The 19,980-nt window shown below is 71.4% G+C and carries 7 protein-coding genes and 1 pseudogene; 6 read left to right on the top strand and 2 right to left on the bottom strand.

The features are described from left to right. Positions 1 to 12: 12 nt before the first annotated feature. Positions 13 to 408, top strand: a complete 396-nt coding sequence (locus SKC42_RS24930) for a PPOX class F420-dependent oxidoreductase (RefSeq protein ID WP_330966913.1) — start codon at positions 13 to 15, stop codon at positions 406 to 408. Position 409: 1 nt separating this feature from the next. Here the strand turns inward: SKC42_RS24930 and SKC42_RS24925 are convergent, their stop codons facing one another. Then, the gene (locus SKC42_RS24925) at positions 410 to 1,111 is read right to left on the bottom strand and encodes a dienelactone hydrolase family protein (protein WP_330966912.1); all 702 of its coding nucleotides are present in this window, start codon (positions 1,109 to 1,111) and stop codon (positions 410 to 412) included. A gap of 73 nt (positions 1,112 to 1,184) precedes the next feature. Between SKC42_RS24925 and SKC42_RS24920 the strand changes: the two genes are divergently transcribed. From SKC42_RS24920 to lnt, 3 genes and pseudogenes are all read left to right on the top strand, one after another. After that, positions 1,185 to 1,697, top strand: coding sequence for an FxsA family protein (locus SKC42_RS24920; RefSeq protein WP_330966911.1), 513 nt, complete (start codon positions 1,185 to 1,187; stop codon positions 1,695 to 1,697). A 109-nt stretch (positions 1,698 to 1,806) separates the two neighbouring features. Further along, positions 1,807 to 3,339: an amidohydrolase gene (locus SKC42_RS24915; RefSeq protein WP_330966935.1), complete on the top strand. Its 1,533-nt coding sequence runs from the start codon at positions 1,807 to 1,809 to the stop codon at positions 3,337 to 3,339. Then, positions 3,332 to 6,243: pseudogene (gene lnt, locus SKC42_RS24910) on the top strand (apolipoprotein N-acyltransferase). Before SKC42_RS24915 ends, lnt begins: the two are co-directional and overlap by 8 nt. Positions 6,244 to 6,249: 6 nt before the next feature. On the opposite strand, the gene rbpA reads toward lnt, so the two are convergent. Then, a complete protein-coding gene (gene rbpA / locus SKC42_RS24905) occupies positions 6,250 to 6,585 on the bottom strand; it encodes an RNA polymerase-binding protein RbpA (RefSeq protein ID WP_330966910.1) in 336 nt (111 codons plus the stop codon). 164 nt (positions 6,586 to 6,749) lie between these two features. On the opposite strand from rbpA, the gene SKC42_RS24900 reads away from it, so the two are divergent. Further along, positions 6,750 to 7,100 (top strand): hypothetical protein, encoded by a 351-nt coding sequence (locus tag SKC42_RS24900; protein WP_442932255.1) that lies wholly within the window; start codon positions 6,750 to 6,752, stop codon positions 7,098 to 7,100. A gap of 338 nt (positions 7,101 to 7,438) precedes the next feature. Further along, positions 7,439 to 19,969 (top strand): type I polyketide synthase, encoded by a 12,531-nt coding sequence (locus tag SKC42_RS24895; RefSeq protein ID WP_330966908.1) that lies wholly within the window; start codon positions 7,439 to 7,441, stop codon positions 19,967 to 19,969. Positions 19,970 to 19,980: the final 11 nt, after the last annotated feature.

Here is a 19,980-nt window from a genome sequence, read left to right as displayed (position 1 = left end):
TAGGTTGACACCGTGACGCCCACCTTCGCCGACCTCGCGAAATCGCGATACATCCTGCTGACCACGTTCACCAAGGACGGCCGGCCCAAGCCGACCCCGATCTGGGCGGCCTTGGACAACGCGAGCGGCGACCGGCTCCTGGTCATCACCGGAGAAAAGTCGTGGAAGGTCAGGCGGATCCGCAACGCTTCGCGGGTCACCCTGGCCACCTGCACGATGCGCGGCCAGGCCACCAGCGAGCCCGTGGAGGGCACCGCGACGATCCTCGACAAGTCGCAGACCGGCCTCGTCTATGACGCGATCGGCAAGCGGTACGGCGTCGTCGGCAAGGTGTTCAACTTCTTCAGCAAGCTGCGCGGCGGCATGGACGACAACGTCGGCCTCGAGCTGCGGGTGGCCGCCGGCTGAGTCAGGCCGGCGCGCCCAGGTGCTCGCCGAAGAATGCGAACACCCGGTCCCAGGCGTCCTCGGTGGCCGCACGGTCGTAGCCGAACCCGGCGATCCGGGCCAGCGGCTGGCCCGGTATGTCGTTGGCGAAGCTGTGCCCGACGCCGGGATAGACCTTGATGTCGGCGGTGATGTTGTTGCGCGCGGTCGCTTCTCGCAGGCGTTCCGGGGCGCCGCGGCCAAGCGGGTCGCGGCCGCCGAAGCTGGCCACGATCGGGCACGCCCCACCCAGCGTCTCGCTGAGGTGGCGGGGCAGGGGAGTGCCGTAGAACGGAGCCGACGCGCCAAACCCCTTGGGCGACATGACAAGTGCGTACTGGCCGCCCATGCAGAACCCGGCGATGCCGACACGCCCGCTGCACTCCGGCATGGCGAGCAGGTGATCGCGGGTGGCCAGGATGTCATCCAGGGCGCGGCCCCGCTGGGTCATCAACTCGCGCATCACGCGGCTGACGCAGCGGATCCGGCCGCCGCGGGAGTACAGGTTCGGCGTGACCGCGACATAACCCGCCCGGGCGATGCGATCGTTGGTCGCCTGCTTGTCCGGCCCGTAACCGATCAAGTCGTGGATCACCACCACGCCCGGCCACGGGCCCGTCCCCGTTGGGGCGTTCAGCAGCGCATCGATCGGCCCTTCCGAGGTGTTGATCTGAATCGTTGTCATAGCGTCATCTAACTGCAGCCTCGCCGGGCGCCACCAGGGGAACTCGGGGCTGGCCCGCGGACGTTGGCGTGACATGGTTTGGCGGCTGTTTCTCCTTTATGCCCTCGTCGAGCTCACGGTGGTCGTCGCGCTGGTGTCGACGGTCGGGTGGGGTTGGACCCTGCTCGTGTTGTTGGCCACCGGCCTGCTCGGATGGGGCATCGTCGCGCCGATGGCCGGCACGCACCTGATCCACCGGATCGGGCAGTTGCGGTCCGGGCTGAGCGAACGACGGACGCTGGCGAGCGACGGCGCCATGCTCACCCTCGCCATGGGACTGGTCATGGTGCCCGGCATCGTCACCACCGCGCTCGGCCTGCTGCTGCTGGCCCCTCCCGTGCGCGCGGTCGCGGCCCCCGCCCTGGCGTCCCTCGCCGTCCGCGGCCTGCGCGGGCGCGTCCCGATGGTCACCTACGCGACCGCCTTCGCGACCGCGTCCCGGCGCGGCGACGTCGGGGACCGTCGCGACTACATCGACGGCGAAGTCATCGACGTGTACGACACCGAGCCGCCCGCCCTGCCGGATCGGTCTGCGGGCCGCCCCTGACGGGTGGACCCCGTAGTTTTGGCCTGTGAGCCCCATCGAGACGAGAGCCGAGACCACCCTGCTGGTCAACGGGCGGGTGCATAGCCCGGCTCACCCCGACGCGACCGCGATGGCGGTGCGCGGCGACGCGGTCGTCTGGCTTGGCAGCGACGACGTCGGCCGGGGTCAGTTTCCGGGCGCCGGCGTCGAAGACCTGCAGGGCGCGTTCGTCGCGCCCGGATTCGTGGACAGCCACGTCCACGTCAGCGCCATCGGGTTGACGCTCAGTGGGCTGGACCTCCGCCCGGCGCGGTCGCGCGGCCAGTGCCTGCAGATGCTGGCCGACCACGCGGCCGCCCATCCGGACCGGCCGGTGTGGGGACACGGCTGGGACGAATCGGGGTGGCCCGAGAACTCGCCGCCGACCACCGCCGACCTCGACGTAGCGCTCGGCGACCGGCCCGCCTACCTGACCCGCGTCGACGTCCACTCCGCGCTCGCCTCGACGGCGCTGCGGCGGCTGGCCCCGGACCTGCCGGCGGCTGCCGGCTTCAGCGCCGAGGGGCCGCTGGCCGGCGACGCCCATCACCTGGTGCGCGCCGTCGCCCGCGAACTGCTAACGCCGGAGCAACTCGCCGACGCCCGGACCGCGGCGCTGGACGCGGCCGCCGCTTCCGGGATCGTCGCTGTGCACGAATGCGCCGGCCCGGAGATCGGCGGCCTCGAGGACTGGCGGTGCCTGCGCGCCGTCGATCACGGCGTCGAGGTCATCGGTTACTGGGGCGAGGCGGTGACCACCGCCGAACAGGCCCGCGCCTTGCTCGACGAGACGGGCGCGCGGGGGTTGGCCGGCGACCTATTCGTCGACGGCGCGCTTGGTTCCCGCACCGCCTGGCTGCACGAGCCCTACGCCGACGCCCCCGACCGCGTCGGCGCCTGCTACCTGGACCCCGACGCCGTGGAGGCCCATGTGCGGGCATGCACGACGGCCGGGGTGACCGCCGGCTTCCACGTGATCGGCGACGCCGCCGTCTCGGCCGCGGTCGCCGCGTTCGAGCGGGTCGTCGACGACCTGGGCGTGGTGCCCGTGGCCCGCTGCGGGCACCGTCTCGAGCACCTGGAGATGGTCAGCGCCGAGCAGGCCGCCAAGCTCGGCGCCTGGGGTGTCATCGCGAGCGTCCAACCCAACTTCGACGCCCTGTGGGGCGGTGCCGACGGCATGTATGCGCGGCGGCTGGGCGCCGAACGAGGCCACCGGCTCAATCCGCTCGCGCTGTTAGCATCCCAAGGCGTGCCCCTCGCGCTCGGTACGGACGCCCCCGTGACAGGCCTCGACCCGTGGGCGAGTGTGCGCGCGGCGGCCAACCACCGCACCCCCGGCAGCGCCGTCTCGGCGCGCGCCGCGTTCGCGGCCGCCACCCGGGGCGGCTGGCGGGCGGCGGGCATTCGCGACGGGAAAGCGGGCACCCTGGTTCCCGGCGCGCCCGCCTCCTATGCCGTGTGGGACGTCGGGCCCCTCGAGGTCAGCGCCCCCCGAGACGGGGTTCAGCGGTGGTCCACCGATCCGCGCTCACGGGTCCCGGCCCTGCCGGCGCTCGGCCCGACGGACGCCCTACCGCGGTGCCTGCGCACGGTGCACCGGGGCGCGGTGATCCATGGCTAGCGAATGGCTGTCGGGACGTACCGGCGCCGCCGAGAACGACGACGAGCCCGGGGACGATGGCTTGCCGACCGGCCCGGACGCCGACCCCATCAGCGAGGAGGCCGAGTCCGAACGTGACGAGGAACCCGCCGAGGTCCGCGTCGCGGAGGCCGCCGACGCCGAGAAACCCGAGGGAGCCGCGGCGCGGGCGCGGCCCGCCACCGCGGGGCTCGGGGCCGCGGCGATCGCCCGGCTGCCCGGGGCATGGGCCGGGCTGCGGCCGCGCCTGCCACGGTTGGTGGTGGCCGTTGCGGCCGGCTTGCTGCTGTGCGCCAGCTTCCCGCCGCTGAACTGGTGGTGGGCGGCCGTCGTCGCCGCCGCCCTGCTCGCGTGGGTGCTCATCCACCGTGCCACGACAATCGCCGGCGGCTTGGGCTACGGCTTTCTGTTCGGGCTGGCGCTGTATGTCCCGCTCCTGCCCTGGATCAGCAACCTGGTCGGCGCCGCGCCCTGGCTGGCGCTGTCGACGATGTGTGCGCTGTTCCCCGCCCTCTTCGGTCTGTTCGCGGTCGTGGTGCGGCGCCTGCCCGGGTGGCCTGTCTGGTTCGCGCTGGTGTGGGCGGGTCAGGAATGGCTGAAGTCCATCCTCCCGTTCGGCGGGTTCCCCTGGGGGCAGGTGGCGTTCGGTCAGGCGCGGGGCCCGTTGCTGCCGCTCGTGCAGCTCGGCGGCGTGGCGCTGCTGTCCACCGCGATCATGCTGGTCGGGTTCAGCGTGGCGGCGATCGGCCTGGAGATCGCGAAATGGTGGAACACCGAGCACCGGGCCCGGCCTGACACCGGCGCGGGGGCCGCGACACCGCCGCCCGCCGTGGTGCTGCCCGGCGTGTGCATCTGCCTGGTGATGCTCGCTGCCATCGTCGTCTGGCCCCAGGTGCGGCACGCGGGCATGGGCAACGGCGGGGAACAGTCGGTCACGGTCGCCGCCGTACAGGGCAACGTGCCGCGGTTGGGCCTGGATTTCAACGCCCAACGCCGCGCCGTCTTGGACAACCACGTCCGGGAGACCCTGCGCCTGGCCGAGGACGTGCGCGCCGGCGTCGCCCCCCAACCGCAGTTCGTGATCTGGCCCGAGGACTCGTCGGACGTCGACCCGCTGGCCAACCCCGACGCCGCACAGCAGATCGCGCAGGCCGCGGCGGCGATCGGAGCGCCGATCCTCATCGGCACGGTGCTCGACGTCCCGGGACGCCCCCCGCAGGACCCGGCGTATACCAACACCGTCATCGTGTGGAACCCGGCGACGGGCCCCGCCGACCGTCACGACAAGCAGATCGTGCAGCCGTTCGGTGAGTACCTGCCGATGCCGTGGCTCTTCAAGCACCTGTCGAGCTACGCCGACCGGGCCGGCCGCATGGTGCCCGGCGCCGGCAGCGGCGTCGTGCACATCGCGGGCGTCCCGGTCGGGGTGGCCACGTGCTGGGAAGTGATCTTCGACCGCGCCCCGCGCCAGGCGGTCCGCAACGGCGCGCAGTTGCTGGCCGTGCCGAGCAACAACGCCACCTTCAATAAGGAAATGAGCGAACAGCAACTCGCGTTCGCGCAGGTGCGCGCCGTCGAGCACGACCGCTACGTGGTGGTGGCGGGCACCACCGGGATCAGTGCGGTCATCGCGCCGGACGGCGCCGAGCTGGTGCGGACCGACTTCTTCCAGCCGGCCTACCTCGACATCCAGGTGCGCCTGAAGACGAAGCTGACGCCGGCGACCCGCTGGGGGCCGATCGTCCAGTGGGCCCTGGTGGCGGCGGCCGCGGGGGCCATCCTGGCCGGGATACGGCACAATAGGTCTTTCTCGGGTTCCTCCTCGGGGTCTTTCCCGGGGCGGTTCCCGTGGCCGATTCGTCGCAAGTCCCGGGACGACGCTGAGGACGCAGGTGCCCCGCCCGACCAACCGCGCGACGGCGACGGCGTCGCGGAGACCGCGAACGGCACCGCGCCCGACGAGGGCGGCGCGGACGACGTGCGCGGGACTCCGCCCGACGGAGGCCTTGAGACTGGCCTGGAGACCATGCAAGACAGCCCGCCCGAGGAGGGCGGCCGACCCGATGTCGGGCGACACAGAGGAGCTACATGACCAGCGGCAAGCCGGAACCCCTGATTCCGGGCGGCGTCCATAACCAGCCCAGCCAGCGGACTTTGGTGATCATCCCCACCTACAACGAGCGGGAGAACCTGCCGGTGATCCACCGCCGGCTCAAGGAAGCGTGCCCCAACGTCCACCTGCTGATCGTCGACGACAGCAGCCCCGACGGCACCGGCGAACTCGCCGACGAACTGGCGGCGGCCGATCCGGGCCGCACGCACGTCATGCATCGGACCGCCAAGGACGGCCTGGGCGCGGCCTACCTGGCCGGCTTCGCCTGGGGTCTGAGCCACGACTACTCGGTGCTCGTCGAGATGGACGCCGACGGCAGCCACGCCCCCGAGCAGCTGCACCTGCTACTCGACGCCGTCGACGCCGGCGCGGACCTGGCCATCGGTTCGCGCTACGTCGAGGGCGGCAACGTCCGCAACTGGCCGTGGCGGCGCTGGGCCCTGTCGTGGACGGCGAACACTTACGCGCGGCTGGCGCTCGGCATCGGTGTGCACGACATCACCGCCGGCTACCGCGCCTACCGCCGCGAGGTCCTCGAGGCGATCGGGCTGGACGCGGTGGACTCGAAGGGCTACTGCTTCCAGATCGACCTGACGTGGCGCACCGTCTGCAACAGGTTCACCATCGTCGAGGTGCCGATCACCTTCACCGAGCGGGAGCTTGGTGTCTCCAAGATGAGCGGATCGAACATCCGTGAGGCGCTGGCGAAGGTCACCCGATGGGGCGTCGAGGGGCGGCTCAACCGGGTGCGAGCCGCCCGCGCTCACGCATAGGCGGCGTCAGCCGCGGCGGCGGGTCCTGATGATCTCGAGGCGCTCCTTGAGCAGTTCCTCGAGCTCCTCGACCGAGCGGCGCTCCAGCAACATGTCCCAGTGCGTCCGCGGCGGCTTGACCTTCTTCGGCTCGGGCAGGTCACCCTCGAGCAGGGTGCCCTCCATGCCGTTGCGGCACAGCCACGTGCCCGGGATCTCGGCGTCGTCGGCGAACGGGACCTCGAACTCCTCGCCGTTCTCGGTGCGGTACCGCGCGATCTGGCGCGGCGCGAGGTCGTGGTTGCGGTCGGTCTCGTAGCTCACGGCCCCAAGGCGACTGCCTCTCAAGACGCGATCAGCCATGTGTGCTACTCCTCTAGGTCTTTTGAGCCAGATGGCTCGGCATTGCAGATCTTCGTTAGGCCAACGTTACGACGCCCTGGGTAGTTCCCCAGAAACGAGCGGTGTGTGCGACGCGACCATTGATGATACCGGGATCGCGAAGCGCTCCGGCTAAAGTCGGCGACGTGACCCGCCGCGCCCAGCCCCAGCCATGCCGTTGGTGTGGTCGCGACGTGAGCGACGCCGGGACGGGGCGTCGCCGTCAATACTGCCGACAGTCGTGCCGGCAGCGGGCCTACGAACAGCGGGCCTCCTTCAACCGCGCGGGAGCGGGCGACCTGCCCGCCGATGCGGTGGTGTTGTCGGCCGACGACGCCGCCGACCTGTCGGACCGCGTCTACCAGGTCCGATGCGCGGCGGAAGACGTCGCCACCGCGCTCGACGAGGGGGCGGCCGCGGTCGAACTCCGCGAACTGTGCGACGTGCTGATTCGCGCCGCCCGCGCCGCCGACGGTTGGCGCAGGGCGGGTGTCTGACCCGGTCGCGCCGCAGCCCTCATGCGCATCACCACCGTCGAACCGGGGCCGGGTACAGTCGCGCCATGGACGACAGGCCGGGTGCCCGCAGGGCTGCGCGCAGGGCGCACCGCCCGTTCCGCGTTCTCGAGCCGGTCCTCCTCTAGCAGCTGGGAGCATCGGGCGTTTTGAAATCGTGCCGGAGTTGGCGATACTCACCAGCGAACTTGCGTCGAAGAGCAGCACGGCGCTCGTCTCCGCGACGGCATCGCCACGTGCCGCAAATTCCGTGACTCGGCGAGGTCCGCACCCGGCGTTAGCAGGCGGCCAAGTTAGGCGAGGGTTAGGCGAGGTTACTGATGGTTGATCAACTCCAGCATGCGACCGAAGCGCTGCGCAAGGCGCTGGTCCAGGTGGAACGCCTGAAGCGCACCAATCGGGCGCTGCTGGAGCGGGCGAGCGAGCCGATCGCCATCGTCGGTATGTCCTGCCGCTTCCCGGGCGGAGTCGACTCCCCGGAGGGCCTCTGGCAGATGGTTGCCGACGGCCGCGACGTGATGTCGGATTTCCCCACCGACCGCGGCTGGGACCTCGCCGGCCTGTTCGACCCTGATCCCGACGCGCGCCACAAGTCGTACGCCCGCACCGGCGGTTTCGTTGACGGGGTCGCCGACTTCGACCCCGGCTTCTTCGGCATCGCGCCCAGCGAGGCGCTGGCGATGGATCCCCAGCACCGGATGCTGCTGGAGTTGTCGTGGGAGGCGTTGGAGCGGGCGGGAATTGACCCGACGGGGCTGCGGGGCAGCGCCACCGGCGTCTTCGCCGGGCTCATCGTTCAGGGCTACGGCATGTTGGCCGAGGAGATCGAGGGGTACCGGCTGACCGGCATGACCTCCAGCGTGGCGTCGGGCCGGGTGTCGTATGTGTTGGGGTTGGAGGGGCCGGCGGTTTCGGTGGACACGGCGTGTTCGTCGTCGTTGGTGGCGTTGCACATGGCGGTGCAGTCGCTGCGGTCCGGTGAGTGTGACCTGGCGCTTGCCGGCGGCGCGACCGTCAACGCCACGCCGACGGTCTTCGTCGAATTCAGCCGCCACCGCGGGCTGGCGCCCGACGGCCGCTGCAAGGCGTATGCCGGCGCGGCCGATGGGGTCGGCTGGTCCGAGGGCGGCGCTGTCCTGGTAGTCGAGCGGTTGTCGGATGCGCAGCGGTTGGGTCATCCGGTGTTGGCGGTGGTGCGGGGCACGGCGGTCAATCAGGATGGTGCGTCGAACGGGTTGACCGCGCCGAATGGTCCGTCGCAGCAGCGGGTCGTGCGGGCGGCGTTGGCTAATGCGGGGCTCACGACCGCCGACGTGGATGTGGTCGAGGGGCACGGCACGGGGACCACGCTGGGCGATCCGATTGAGGCGCAGGCGTTGTTGGCCACCTACGGCCAAGGCCGCAGCGAGCCGCTGTGGTTGGGGTCGATCAAGTCGAACATGGGTCACACCCAGGCCGCGGCGGGGGTGGCCGGGATCATCAAGATGGTGCAGGCGATGCGCCACGAAACGTTGCCGGCCACGTTGCATGTCGATGAGCCGAGCCCGCATGTGGATTGGTCGGCGGGTGCGGTGTCGTTGTTGACCGAGGCGCGGGCCTGGCCGGCGAACGGTCGTGTGCGCCGTGCGGGGGTGTCGTCGTTTGGGATCAGTGGCACCAATGCGCATGTGATTGTGGAGGCGGCGCCGGAATCGCCGCGGCCCGAAATGGGTTCGGGGCCGGCGGTGGTGCCGTGGGTGGTGTCGGCGAAGTCGGCGTCGGCGTTGGCGTCCCAGGCGTCGCGGTTGGCCGAGTATGTGCGCAGCCATGGTGGGCTTGCTGCGGCCGATGTGGGGTGGTCGTTGGCGGGTCGGTCGGCGTTCGAGCATCGGGCGGTGGTGGTCGGCGGTGATCGGGACCGGTTGCTGGCGGGGCTGGATGAGTTGGCCGCCGACACATCGGTTTCGGTGATCCGCGGCACCGCCACCCCGGCGGGCAAGACCGTCTTCGTCTTCCCCGGCCAGGGCTCCCAATGGCTGGGCATGGGCATCGAATTGCTCGACGTGGCACCGGCATTCGCCGAGCAAATCCGGGCGTGTGAGGAGGCCTTCGCCGAATTCGTGGACTGGTCGCTGACGGACGTCCTGCGTGGCGCCCCCGGCGCCCCGGGCCTGGACCGCGTCGACGTGGTCCAGCCGGTGCTGTTTGCGGTGATGGTGGCGCTGGCCGAGCTGTGGAAGTCCGTGGGAGTGCGTCCGGACGCCGTCATCGGCCATTCGCAAGGCGAGATCGCGGCCGCCTTCGTCGCCGGGGCGCTGTCGTTGCGGGATGCCGCAAAAGTGGTCACCCTGCGCAGCAAGTTGCTCACCGCGCTGGCCGGACCGGGCGGCATGGTCTCCATCGCCTGCGGTGTCGATCGTGTGCGAGAGTTGTTGGCGCCGTTCGGGGATCGGCTCGGGATCGCCGCCGTCAACGGCCCGTCGGCGGTGGTGGTCTCCGGCGAGGTCGCCGCCCTCGACCAGCTGATCGGCAGCTGCACCGACCAGGGTCTGCGCACCCGTCGCATCGACGTGGACTACGCGTCGCACTCGGCCGAGGTCGAGGCCATCCGTCACGAACTGACCGAGGCCCTGGCCGGCATCGAGCCGCTCGGCTCGCGGACCGCATTCTTCTCCACGGTGACCGGAAGCCGCGTCGACACAACGACATTGGACGCTGGCTACTGGTACCGCAACCTCCGCCAGACCGTGCTCCTCGACCAGGCCGTGCGCAGCGCGGTCGAGCACGGATACCGGACCTTCATCGAATCCAGCCCGCACCCGGCCTTGATCGCCGGGATCGAGGAGACCGTCAACGACTGCACCGGCGGCGCCGCGGAGGCGCGCGTGGTCCCCACGCTCGGGCGCGACGAGGGCGGCCTGGACCGATTCCTGATCTCGGCCGCCACCGCGTTCGTCGCCGGGGTGAGCGTCGATTGGCGTGGCGTGCTGGGCGGCGGGCGGTTCGTCGAGCTCCCGACGTATGCCTTTGACCGGCGGCGCTTTTGGATCGCCGGCGACGGCGTGGGTGCCGACGCGGCGGGGCTGGGCCTGGCCGCCGGCGAGCACCCCCTGCTGGGCGCCGTGGTCGACATGCCGGCCTCCGGCGGGGTGGTGTTGACCGGTCGGTTGTCGCCGAGCGCGCAGGGCTGGCTGGCCGACCACGCGGTGTCCGGCGTGCCCGTGTTCCCCGGGGCGGGATTCGTGGAGCTGGCGATCCGCGCCGGCGACGAGGTCGGTTGCCCGGTCGTGGACGAACTGACCCTGCAGGCGCCGCTCCTGCTGCCGCCCACGGGAGCCGTGGCGGTGCAGGTGGTCGTCGGCGCTCCCGCGGACGGCGAGAGCGGGCGGCGCAGCGTCTCGATCTTCTCGCGGGCCGACACCGATTCGCCCGCCGCGTGGGTGTGCCACGCCGAAGGTGCGCTGAGCGCCGGATCGGTCGAACCGGCGGCGGACCTGTCCACATGGCCGCCGGCGGGCGCGGAAGCGGTCGACGCGGCCGACGGTTACCAGCGGTTGGCGGCCGGCGGTTACGGATACGGCCCGGCGTTCCGCGGCCTGACGGGCCTGTGGGTGCGCGGCGACGAGGTCTTCGCCGAGGTGAAGCTGCCCGACGCCGCCGGAGGCGCAAGCGGTTTCGGCATCCACCCGGCACTGCTCGACGCGGCGCTGCACGCCGTCGTGATGGCCAACCCCGGCGCGGCCGAGATCGTCTTGCCGTTCTCCTGGCAAGGGGTGTCACTGCATGCGGCGGGCGCGTCGGCGGTGCGGGCGCGCATCGCGCCGACCGGCCCCACCTCGGTGTCGATCGAACTGGCCGACGGGTTGGGGCTGCCGGTGCTCTCGGTGTCGTCGATGGCGGCCCGTCCGGTGACCGAGCAGCAGTTGCGCGCCGCGGTGTCGGCATCGGGTCCGGACCGACTGTTCGAGGTGGTCTGGTCACCGGCGTCCTCGTCGGCGGCGGCCGGCGACTCCCAGCCGTATGAAGTCTTCGAATCCCTTGCAGCGCAGACCGACCCGGTCGCGGACGCCCACGACCGGACGCGCCGGGCGCTGACCGCCGTGCAGTCCTGGCTGACGGCGCGCGATTCCGGAGTGCTGGTGGTGGCCACCCGCGGCGCCATGGCGCTGGCGGGGGAGGACGTCACCGATCTCGCGGGCGCGGCGGTCTGGGGGCTGGTGCGCTCGGCGCAGACCGAGCATCCCGGCCGGATCGTGCTGGTGGATTCCGATGCACCCGTGGACGATTCCGCCGTGTCCGCGGTGCTGGCGGTGGGGGAGCCACAGGCGGTGCTGCGCGGCACCACGGTTCACACCCCGCGGGCGCGGGCCAGCCGACCGGCCGGCGGGGTCCTGACCCCCCCGGCCGACGGGCCGTGGCGGCTCGGGATCGGCAGCGCCGGCACGTTCGAAAACCTGCGTCTCGAGCCGGTGCCCAACGCCGGCGTGCCGCTGGAGCCCGGCCAGGTTCGCGTGGCCATGCGCGCGATCGCCGCGAACTTCCGCGACATCATGATCACCCTCGGGATGTTCACCCACGACGCATTGATCGGCGGTGAGGGCGCCGGCGTGGTGGTCGAGGTTGGCCCCGGCGTCACCGAATTTTCCGTCGGTGACTCGGTTTTCGGCTTCTTCCCGGACGGCAGCGGAACTCTGGTCGCCGGTGACGTCCGGCTGCTGCTGCCTATGCCGGCCGACTGGTCGTACGCCGAGGCCGCCGCCATCTCGGCCGTTTTCACCACCGCCTACTACGCGTTCATCCACCTGGCCGCGGTCCAGCCGGGGCAGCGGGTCTTGATCCACGCCGGCACCGGCGGCGTCGGCATGGCCGCCGTGCAGCTGGCCCGGCATCTGGGCCTGGAGGCCTTCGCCACGGCCAGCCGCGGCAAGTGGGACACGCTGCGCGCCATGGGTTTCGACGAGGACCACATCTCGGATTCGCGGAGCCTCGAATTCGAGGAGAAGTTCCGCACGGTCACCGGCGGCCGCGGCTTCGATGTGGTGCTGGACTCCCTGGCCGGTGAGTTCGTCGACGCGTCCCTGCGATTGATGGCCCCCGGCGGGGTCTTCCTCGAGATGGGCAAGACCGACATCCGCGATCCCGGTGTCGTGGCGCAGGAATACCCAGGGGTGCGGTATAGGGCCTTCGATCTGTTCGAGCCCGGGCGGCCCCGCATGCACCAGTACATGCTCGAGCTTGCCGAGTTGTTCGAAGCCGGCATTCTGCGGCCACTGCCGGTGACGACGTTCGACGTTCGTCGCGCGCCCGCGGCGCTGCGGTACCTGAGCCAGGCGCGCCACACCGGCAAGATCGTCCTGACCATGCCGGATGCCTGGGCGGCCGGCACCGTGCTCATCACCGGCGGCACCGGGATGGCCGGTTCGGCCCTGGCGCGCCACGCGGTGAACCACCATGGCGCCCGAAACCTGTTGCTGCTCAGTCGGCGCGGGCCCGATGCGCCGGAGGCCGCCGACCTGGTGGCGGAGTTGACTAACGCCGGGGCGCAGGTTCGGGTCGTCGCCTGCGACGCAGCCGACCGCCAGGCGCTGGCCGACGTGATCGCCACCATCGATGGACGACATCCGCTCTCGGCCGTGGTGCACGCCGCCGGCGTGCTCGACGACGCGGTGGTCACGTCGCTGACGCCCGAGCGTGTCGACGCGGTGCTGCGAGCCAAGGTCGATGCGGCGTGGAACCTGCATGAGCTCACCCGCGACCTCGACGTGGCCGCGTTCGTGATGTTCTCCTCGATGGCGGGGCTGATGGGAGCGCCCGGCCAGGCCAACTACGCGGCGGCGAACACGTTCCTGGACGGGTTGGCGCAGCATCGCCGGGCCAACGGCCTCCCGGCGATATCGCTGGGCTGGGGGCTGTGGGATCAGGCCAGCGCCATGACCGGCGGGCTGGACGCCGCCGATCGGGCGCGGCTCGGCCGCGACGGGGTGCTGGCGCTGTCGTCGGACGAGGCGCTCGAATTGTTCGACGCCGCAGTCATGTTGGAGGAGCCCTACCTCGCGGCCGCGCGGATCGATCTCACCGCGCTCCGCGCCCACGCGGTGAGAGTGCCGCCGATGTTCGCCGAGCTGGTCAACGCCCCGGCCCGTCGCCAGGTCGACGATTCGCTGGTCGCGGCCAAGTCGAAATCGGCCCTGGCCCAGCGGTTGCACGGGTTGCCGGAGGCCGAGCAGCACGCCGTTCTACTGGACCTGGTGCGGTCCCACATCGCGACCGTCCTCGGCAACGTCGACCCCGGGGCCATCGATCCCGACAAGGCGTTCCAGGAGCTGGGGTTCGACTCGCTGACCGCCGTCGAGATGCGCAACCGGCTCAAGACCGCGACCGGCCTGTCGCTGTCGCCGACGCTGATCTTCGACTACCCGACGCCGGGCGCGCTCGCACGGTACATGCGCGCCGAACTCGCCGGCGTGCCACAGGAAGTCAAGCACGTCCCCGCCGTCCGGGCCGCGGTCGACGAGCCGATCGCCATCGTCGGCATGTCGTGCCGGTACCCCGGCGGGGTGAATTCGCCCGACGACCTGTGGACCGTCCTCGTCGAGGGCCGCGACGTGCTCTCGGAGTTCCCGGCCGACCGCGGGTGGGACCTGGCCGGGCTGTTCAATCCCGACCCGGACGCCCCGGGCGGCTGCTACACCCGCACCGGCGGTTTCGTTGACGGGGTGGCCGACTTCGACCCCGGCTTCTTCGGCATCGGCCCCAGCGAGGCGCTGGCGATGGATCCCCAGCAGCGGATGTTCCTGGAGTTGTCGTGGGAGGCGTTGGAGCGGGCAGGAATTGACCCGACGGGGCTGCGGGGCAGCGCCACCGGCGTCTTCGCCGGGGTGATGACACAGGGTTACGGCATGTTCGCCGCCGAACCGGTGGAGGGCTTCCGCCTGACCGGCCAGCTATCCAGCGTGGCGTCGGGCCGGGTGTCGTATGTGTTGGGGTTGGAGGGGCCGGCGGTTTCGGTGGACACGGCGTGTTCGTCGTCGTTGGTGGCGTTGCACATGGCGGTGCAGTCGCTGCGGTCCGGTGAGTGTGACCTGGCGCTTGCCGGTGGCGTCACCGTCAACGCCACGCCCGACATCTTCGTGGAATTTAGCCGCTGGCGCGGACTTTCGCCGGACGGCCGCTGCAAGGCCTTCGCCGGGGCCGCCGACGGCACCGGGTTCTCCGAGGGCGGCGGCATGCTAGTGGTGGAGCGGTTGTCGGATGCGCAGCGGTTGGGTCATCCGGTGTTGGCGGTGGTGCGGGGCACGGCGGTCAATCAGGATGGTGCGTCGAACGGGTTGACCGCGCCGAATGGTCCGTCGCAGCAGCGGGTGGTGCGGGCGGCGTTGGCTAATGCGGGGCTCACGACTGCCGATGTGGATGTGGTCGAGGGGCATGGCACGGGGACCACGCTGGGTGATCCGATTGAGGCGCAGGCGTTGTTGGCCACCTACGGGCAAGGCCGCAGCGAGCCGCTGTGGTTGGGGTCGATCAAGTCGAACATGGGTCACACGCAGTCGGCGGCGGGGGTGGCCGGGATCATCAAGATGGTGTTGGCGATGCGCCACGAAACGTTGCCGGCCACGTTGCATGTCGATGAGCCGAGCCCGCATGTGGATTGGTCGGCGGGTGCGGTGTCGTTGTTGACCGAGGCGCGGGCCTGGCCGGCGAATGGTCGTGTGCGCCGTGCGGGGGTGTCGTCGTTTGGGATCAGTGGCACCAATGCGCATGTGATCGTGGAGGCGGCGCCGGAATCGCCGCGGCCCGAAATGGTTTCGGGGCCGGCGGTGGTGCCGTGGGTGGTGTCGGCGAAGTCGGCGTCGGCGTTGGCGGCTCAGGCGTCGCGGTTGGCCGAGTATGTGCGCGGCCATGGTGAGCTTGCTGCGGCCGATGTGGGGTGGTCGTTGGCGGGTCGGTCGGCGTTCGAGCATCGGGCGGTGGTGGTCGGTGGTGATCGGGACCGGTTGCTGGCGGGGTTGGATGAGTTGGCCGCCGACACGCCGGTTTCGGTGATCCGCGGCACCGCCACCCCGGCGGGCAAGACCGTCTTCGTCTTCCCCGGCCAGGGCTCCCAGACACTGGGCATGGGCATGGGACTGCACGCCGCGTACCCCGTGTTCGCCGAGGCGTTCAACACCGTGGTCGGCGAACTCGATCGGCACCTGCTGCGCCCGTTGCGCGAGGTGATATGGGGCCACGACGAAGACCTGCTCAACACCACGGAGTTCGCCCAGCCCGCGCTGTTCGCGGTGGAAGTGGCGTTGTTCCGGTTGCTCGAGTCTTGGGGCGTCCGCCCCGATTACGTGTTGGGTCACTCCGTGGGCGAGCTGTCCGCCGCCCACGTCGCCGGGGTCCTGTCGCTCGAGAACGCGGCGGTTTTGGTGGCGGCCCGCGGTCGGTTCATGCAGGCGCTGCCGCCGGGCGGGGCCATGGTGGCGGTGCAGGCCACCGAGGAGGAGGTCCGGCCGCTGCTGGGCGCCTCCCCAAACCTCGGCATCGCGGCGATCAACGGGCCGGCGTCCGTGGTGATCTCGGGCGCCGCCGACGACGTGACCGCCATCGCGGAACGACTGCGCGCCGACGGCCGCCGCGTGCACCGGCTGGCGGTCTCCCACGCGTTCCACTCGCCGTTGATGGAACCGATGATCGACGAATTCGCCGCCGTGGCCGCCGGTCTCGCCGTCGCGCCGCCCCGAATCCCGATCGTGTCGAACGTGACGGGGCAGCTGGCCGGGGACGACTTCGCGTCGGTGGGCTACTGGAAGCGTCACATCCGCGAGGCGGTGCGGTTCGCCGACAGCATCCGCTTCGCGCACGGCGCGGGCGCGTACCGGTTCTTCGAGGTGGGTCCCAGCAGCGGGCTGACGGCCTCGATCGAGGAATTGTTGCCCGACACTCCGGTGATCGCGATGTCCGCGCTGCGCAAGGACCGCCCCGAGCCTTCGACGCTGACCGAGGCGGTCGCCCGGGGCTTCGTCACCGGCATGGACGTGGACTGGCGCGCCGCGATCGGTGCGGCCAACTTCGTCGAGCTGCCCACGTATGCCTTTGAGCGGCGGCGGTTCTGGCTGTCCAGCGACGGCGCCGCGGCCGATGCCGCCGGCCTCGGGCTGGCCGCGGGCGAGCACGCGTTGCTGGGCGCGGTGGTGGAGCTGCCGGCGACCGGTGGCGTGGTGCTGACGGGCCGCCTGTCGCCGGGCGTGCAGGGCTGGCTGAACGACCACGCCGTGGGCGGCGTCGTGCTATTCCCCGGGGCGGGCTTCGTCGAATTGGCGATCCGCGCCGGCGACGAGGTGGGCTGCGGGGTCGTCGAGGAGTTGAACCTCGCGGCGCCGCTGGCGCTGCCGGCCGGGGGATCGGTCGCCGTTCAGGTCGTCGTCGGCGGAGCTGAGGAGTCGGGTTCGCGCGCGGTGTCGGTGTTTTCGCATGCCGAGACCGGTTCCGGGTGGGTGCTGCACGCCGAGGGCGTGCTGAGCCCCGGCTCGGTCGAGCCCGCGGCGGATCTTTCGGCATGGCCCCCAGTGGGCGCCGTCCCGGTCGACATCGGCGACGGGTACGAGCGATTGGCCGAACGCGGCTACGCGTATGGCGCCGCCTTCCAGGGCCTGACGTCGATGTGGCGCCGGGGAGACGAGGTATTCGCCGAGGTCGCGCTGCCCGCCGATGCCGGGGTGTCGGTCGCCGGGTTCGGTGTTCACCCGGCGATGCTGGATGCGGCGCTGCACGCGGTGATCCTGTCGGCCGGGAGCGGCGAATTCGCCGAAGGCTCCATCTTGGTGCCCTTCTCGTGGCAGCGGGTGTCCCTGCACGCCGCTGGCGCCTCCGCGGTGCGAGCCCGGATCGCGCCGACGGGACGCTCGTCGGTGTCGATCGAGTTGGCGGACGGCCTGGGGCTGCCCGTGCTGTCGGTGGCGTCGATGGTGGCGCGGCCGGTGAGCGACCAGCAGCTGCTGGCCGCGGTCTCGAATTCCGGCCCCGACCGGCTCTTCGAGGTGGTCTGGTCGGCGCAGCCGTCGGCCGCCGTTTCGCCGGTGGCGGTGACCCGTTGGGAAGCGGCCGGTTTGGACGCCGAGTTCGATCGAGCCGAGGCCGGCCCGCGCGCATACCTGTTCGAATCGGCGCCGGCGCGCGGCGACGTCGTCACCGACGTGTACGCGGCCACCCGCGCGGTTTTGTCGGTCCTGCAGGCGTGGTTGGCCGACGACCGGGCGGGAACGCTGGTGGTGTCCACCCGCGGCGCGGTCACGCTGCCCGGCGAAGACGTCACCGACCTGGCCGGCGCGGCGGTCTGGGGATTGGTGCGGTCGGCGCAGACCGAACACCCGGGACGGGTCGTGCTGGTGGACAGCGACGCGCCCCTCGACGTGGACGCGGTTGCCGCGGTGCTGGCGGTCGGCGAACCGCAGGCGCTGCTGCGCGGTGGAACGGTCCACACCGCGCGGGTGCACGGCAGCCGAGGGGCGAACGGCCTCCTGGTTCCGCCCGGCGAGGGCGCGTGGCGCCTCGGCATGAGCAGCCACGGCACCTTCGAGAACCTGCGGCTCGAGCGCATTCCCGACGCCGACGCGCCGCTGGCGCCCGGGCATGTCCGGGTCGCCACGTCGGCCATCGCCGCCAACTTCCGCGACGTGATGATCGCGCTGGGTCTCTACCCCGACCCGGACGCGATCATGGGCGTCGAGGCGTCCGGCGTCATCGTCGAGATCGCCTCGCCGGAAAGCGATTTCGCCGTCGGTGACCGGGTCATGGGGCTGTTCCCGGACGGCACCGGAACGCTCGCGGTGACCGACGAACGGCTCCTGGTCAAGGTCCCGGCCGGGTGGTCACACACCGCCGCGGCCACCACGTCGGTGGTGTTCGCGACCGCCTTCTACGCGCTGCGCGACCTGGCTGGGGTGCGGCCGGCGCAGCGCATCCTGATCCATGCCGCCGCCGGCGGCGTCGGCATGGCCGCCGTGCAACTGGCCCGGCATTGGGGGCTCGAGGTGTTCGCGACGGCGAGCCGCGGCAAGTGGGACACGTTGCGCGCCATGGGTTTCGACGAGGATCACATAGCGGACTCGCGCAGCCTCGACTTCGAGGACAAGTTCCGTGCGATCACCGGGGGCCGCGGCATGGATGTCGTGCTGGACTCTTTGGCGGGTGACTTCGTGGACGCGTCCCTGCGGCTCGTCGCCCCCGGTGGGGTGTTCCTCGAGATGGGCAAGACGGACATCCGCGACGCCGAGGCGGTCGCACGGGAGCATCCCGGCGTGCGATACCGCGCCTTCGACCTGTTCGAGGCCGGGCCGGACCGCATCCGGCAGATGCTCGCCGAGCTCGCCGCCCTCTTCGCCGACGACGTGCTGCGGCCCTTGCCCGTGACGACGTTTGACATCCGCCGCGCGCCGGCGGCGCTGCGGTACCTGGGCCAGGCCCGCCACGTCGGCAAGGTCGTCATGACGATGCCGGACGCGTGGGCGGACGGCACCGTACTCATCACCGGCGGCACCGGCATGGCGGGCTCCGCCCTGGCGCGGCACATGGTGACTCACCACGGCGTGCGCAACCTCGTCCTGGTCAGCCGCAGCGGTCCGGAAGCGCCCGGGGCGGCCGAGCTGGTGGCCGAGCTCAGCGCGGCCGGCGCCCGGGTCCAGGCGGTGGCGTGCGACGCCGCCGACCGGGAGGCCCTGGCCAAGGTGATCGCCGACATCGGTGTGCAGCATCCCCTTTCGGCCGTGATCCATACCGCCGGGGCACTCGACGACGCGGTGGTGACGTCCCTGTCGCCGGAGCGGATGGCTGTGGCGCTGCGGGCCAAGGTGGACGCCGCGTGGAACCTGCACGAGTTGACCCGCGACCTCGACCTGTCGGCGTTCGTGATGTTCTCCTCGATGGCCGGACTGGTGGGTTCGTCGGGGCAGGGCAACTATGCGGCGGCGAACTCGTTCCTCGACGCGCTGGCCGTGCACCGGCAGGCGCAGGGATTGCCGGCGCTGACGCTGGGCTGGGGTTTGTGGAACCAGGCCAGCGCCATGACGGGCGGCCTGGCGACCGTCGACTTCGCGCGGTTCGCCCGCGACGGCATCGTCGCGATGTCGTCGGAGGAGGCGCTCCAACTGCTGGACACGGCAATGATCGTCGGCGAGCCGTTCCTGCTGCCCGCACACATCGACTTCGCGGCGCTGCGGGTCAAGTTCGACGGGGGCACGTTGCCGCCGATGTTCGTCGACCTGATCAACGCGCCCACGCGGCGCCAGGTCGACGACACGCTGGCCGCCGCCAAGTCGAAATCGGCGCTGCTGCAACGCCTCGAGGGCCTGCCCGAGGACGAGCAGCGGGCTATCCTGCTGGACCTGGTCCGCTCCAACATCGCCACCGTGCTGGGCAGCGCGAGTCCGGAGTCCATCGATCCGGACCGGGCGTTCCAGGAGCTCGGGTTCGATTCGCTGACCGCGGTCGAGATGCGCAACAGGCTGAAATCCGCTACGGGACTGCCGCTTTCGCCGACGCTCATCTTCGACTACCCGAACTCCGCCGCGCTGGCCGGATACATGTACTCCGAACTGGTCGGGGCCGTGGAGCAGGTCGCCCCGGCCGCCGTCGCGCCCGGAGACGCGGACATCCAGCGCGTCGTGGGATCGATCCCGATCAAGCGCTTGCGTCAGGCCGGGGTGCTGGAGCTGTTGCTCGCGCTGGCCGCCGAGTCGGATGGCGGCGGCAACGGGAGTGGTAACGGCAACGGCGGTGGGAATGGCGGTGGGAATGGCCACGCGCCCGCCGCGGCGAGCCCCCAGAAGGACATCGCCGACATGGATCTCGACGACCTGGTTAACGCCGCGCTGATGGACGATGACGAGTGATCCGATGAGTG

Origin of the sequence: Mycobacterium sp. 050134, assembly GCF_036409085.1 — a bacterium.
In the GTDB taxonomy this organism is placed as follows: Bacteria; Actinomycetota; Actinomycetes; order Mycobacteriales; family Mycobacteriaceae; genus Mycobacterium.
The sequence above is the reverse complement of the archived record's forward strand: the minus strand, read 5'-3'. Positions and strand labels throughout refer to the sequence as shown.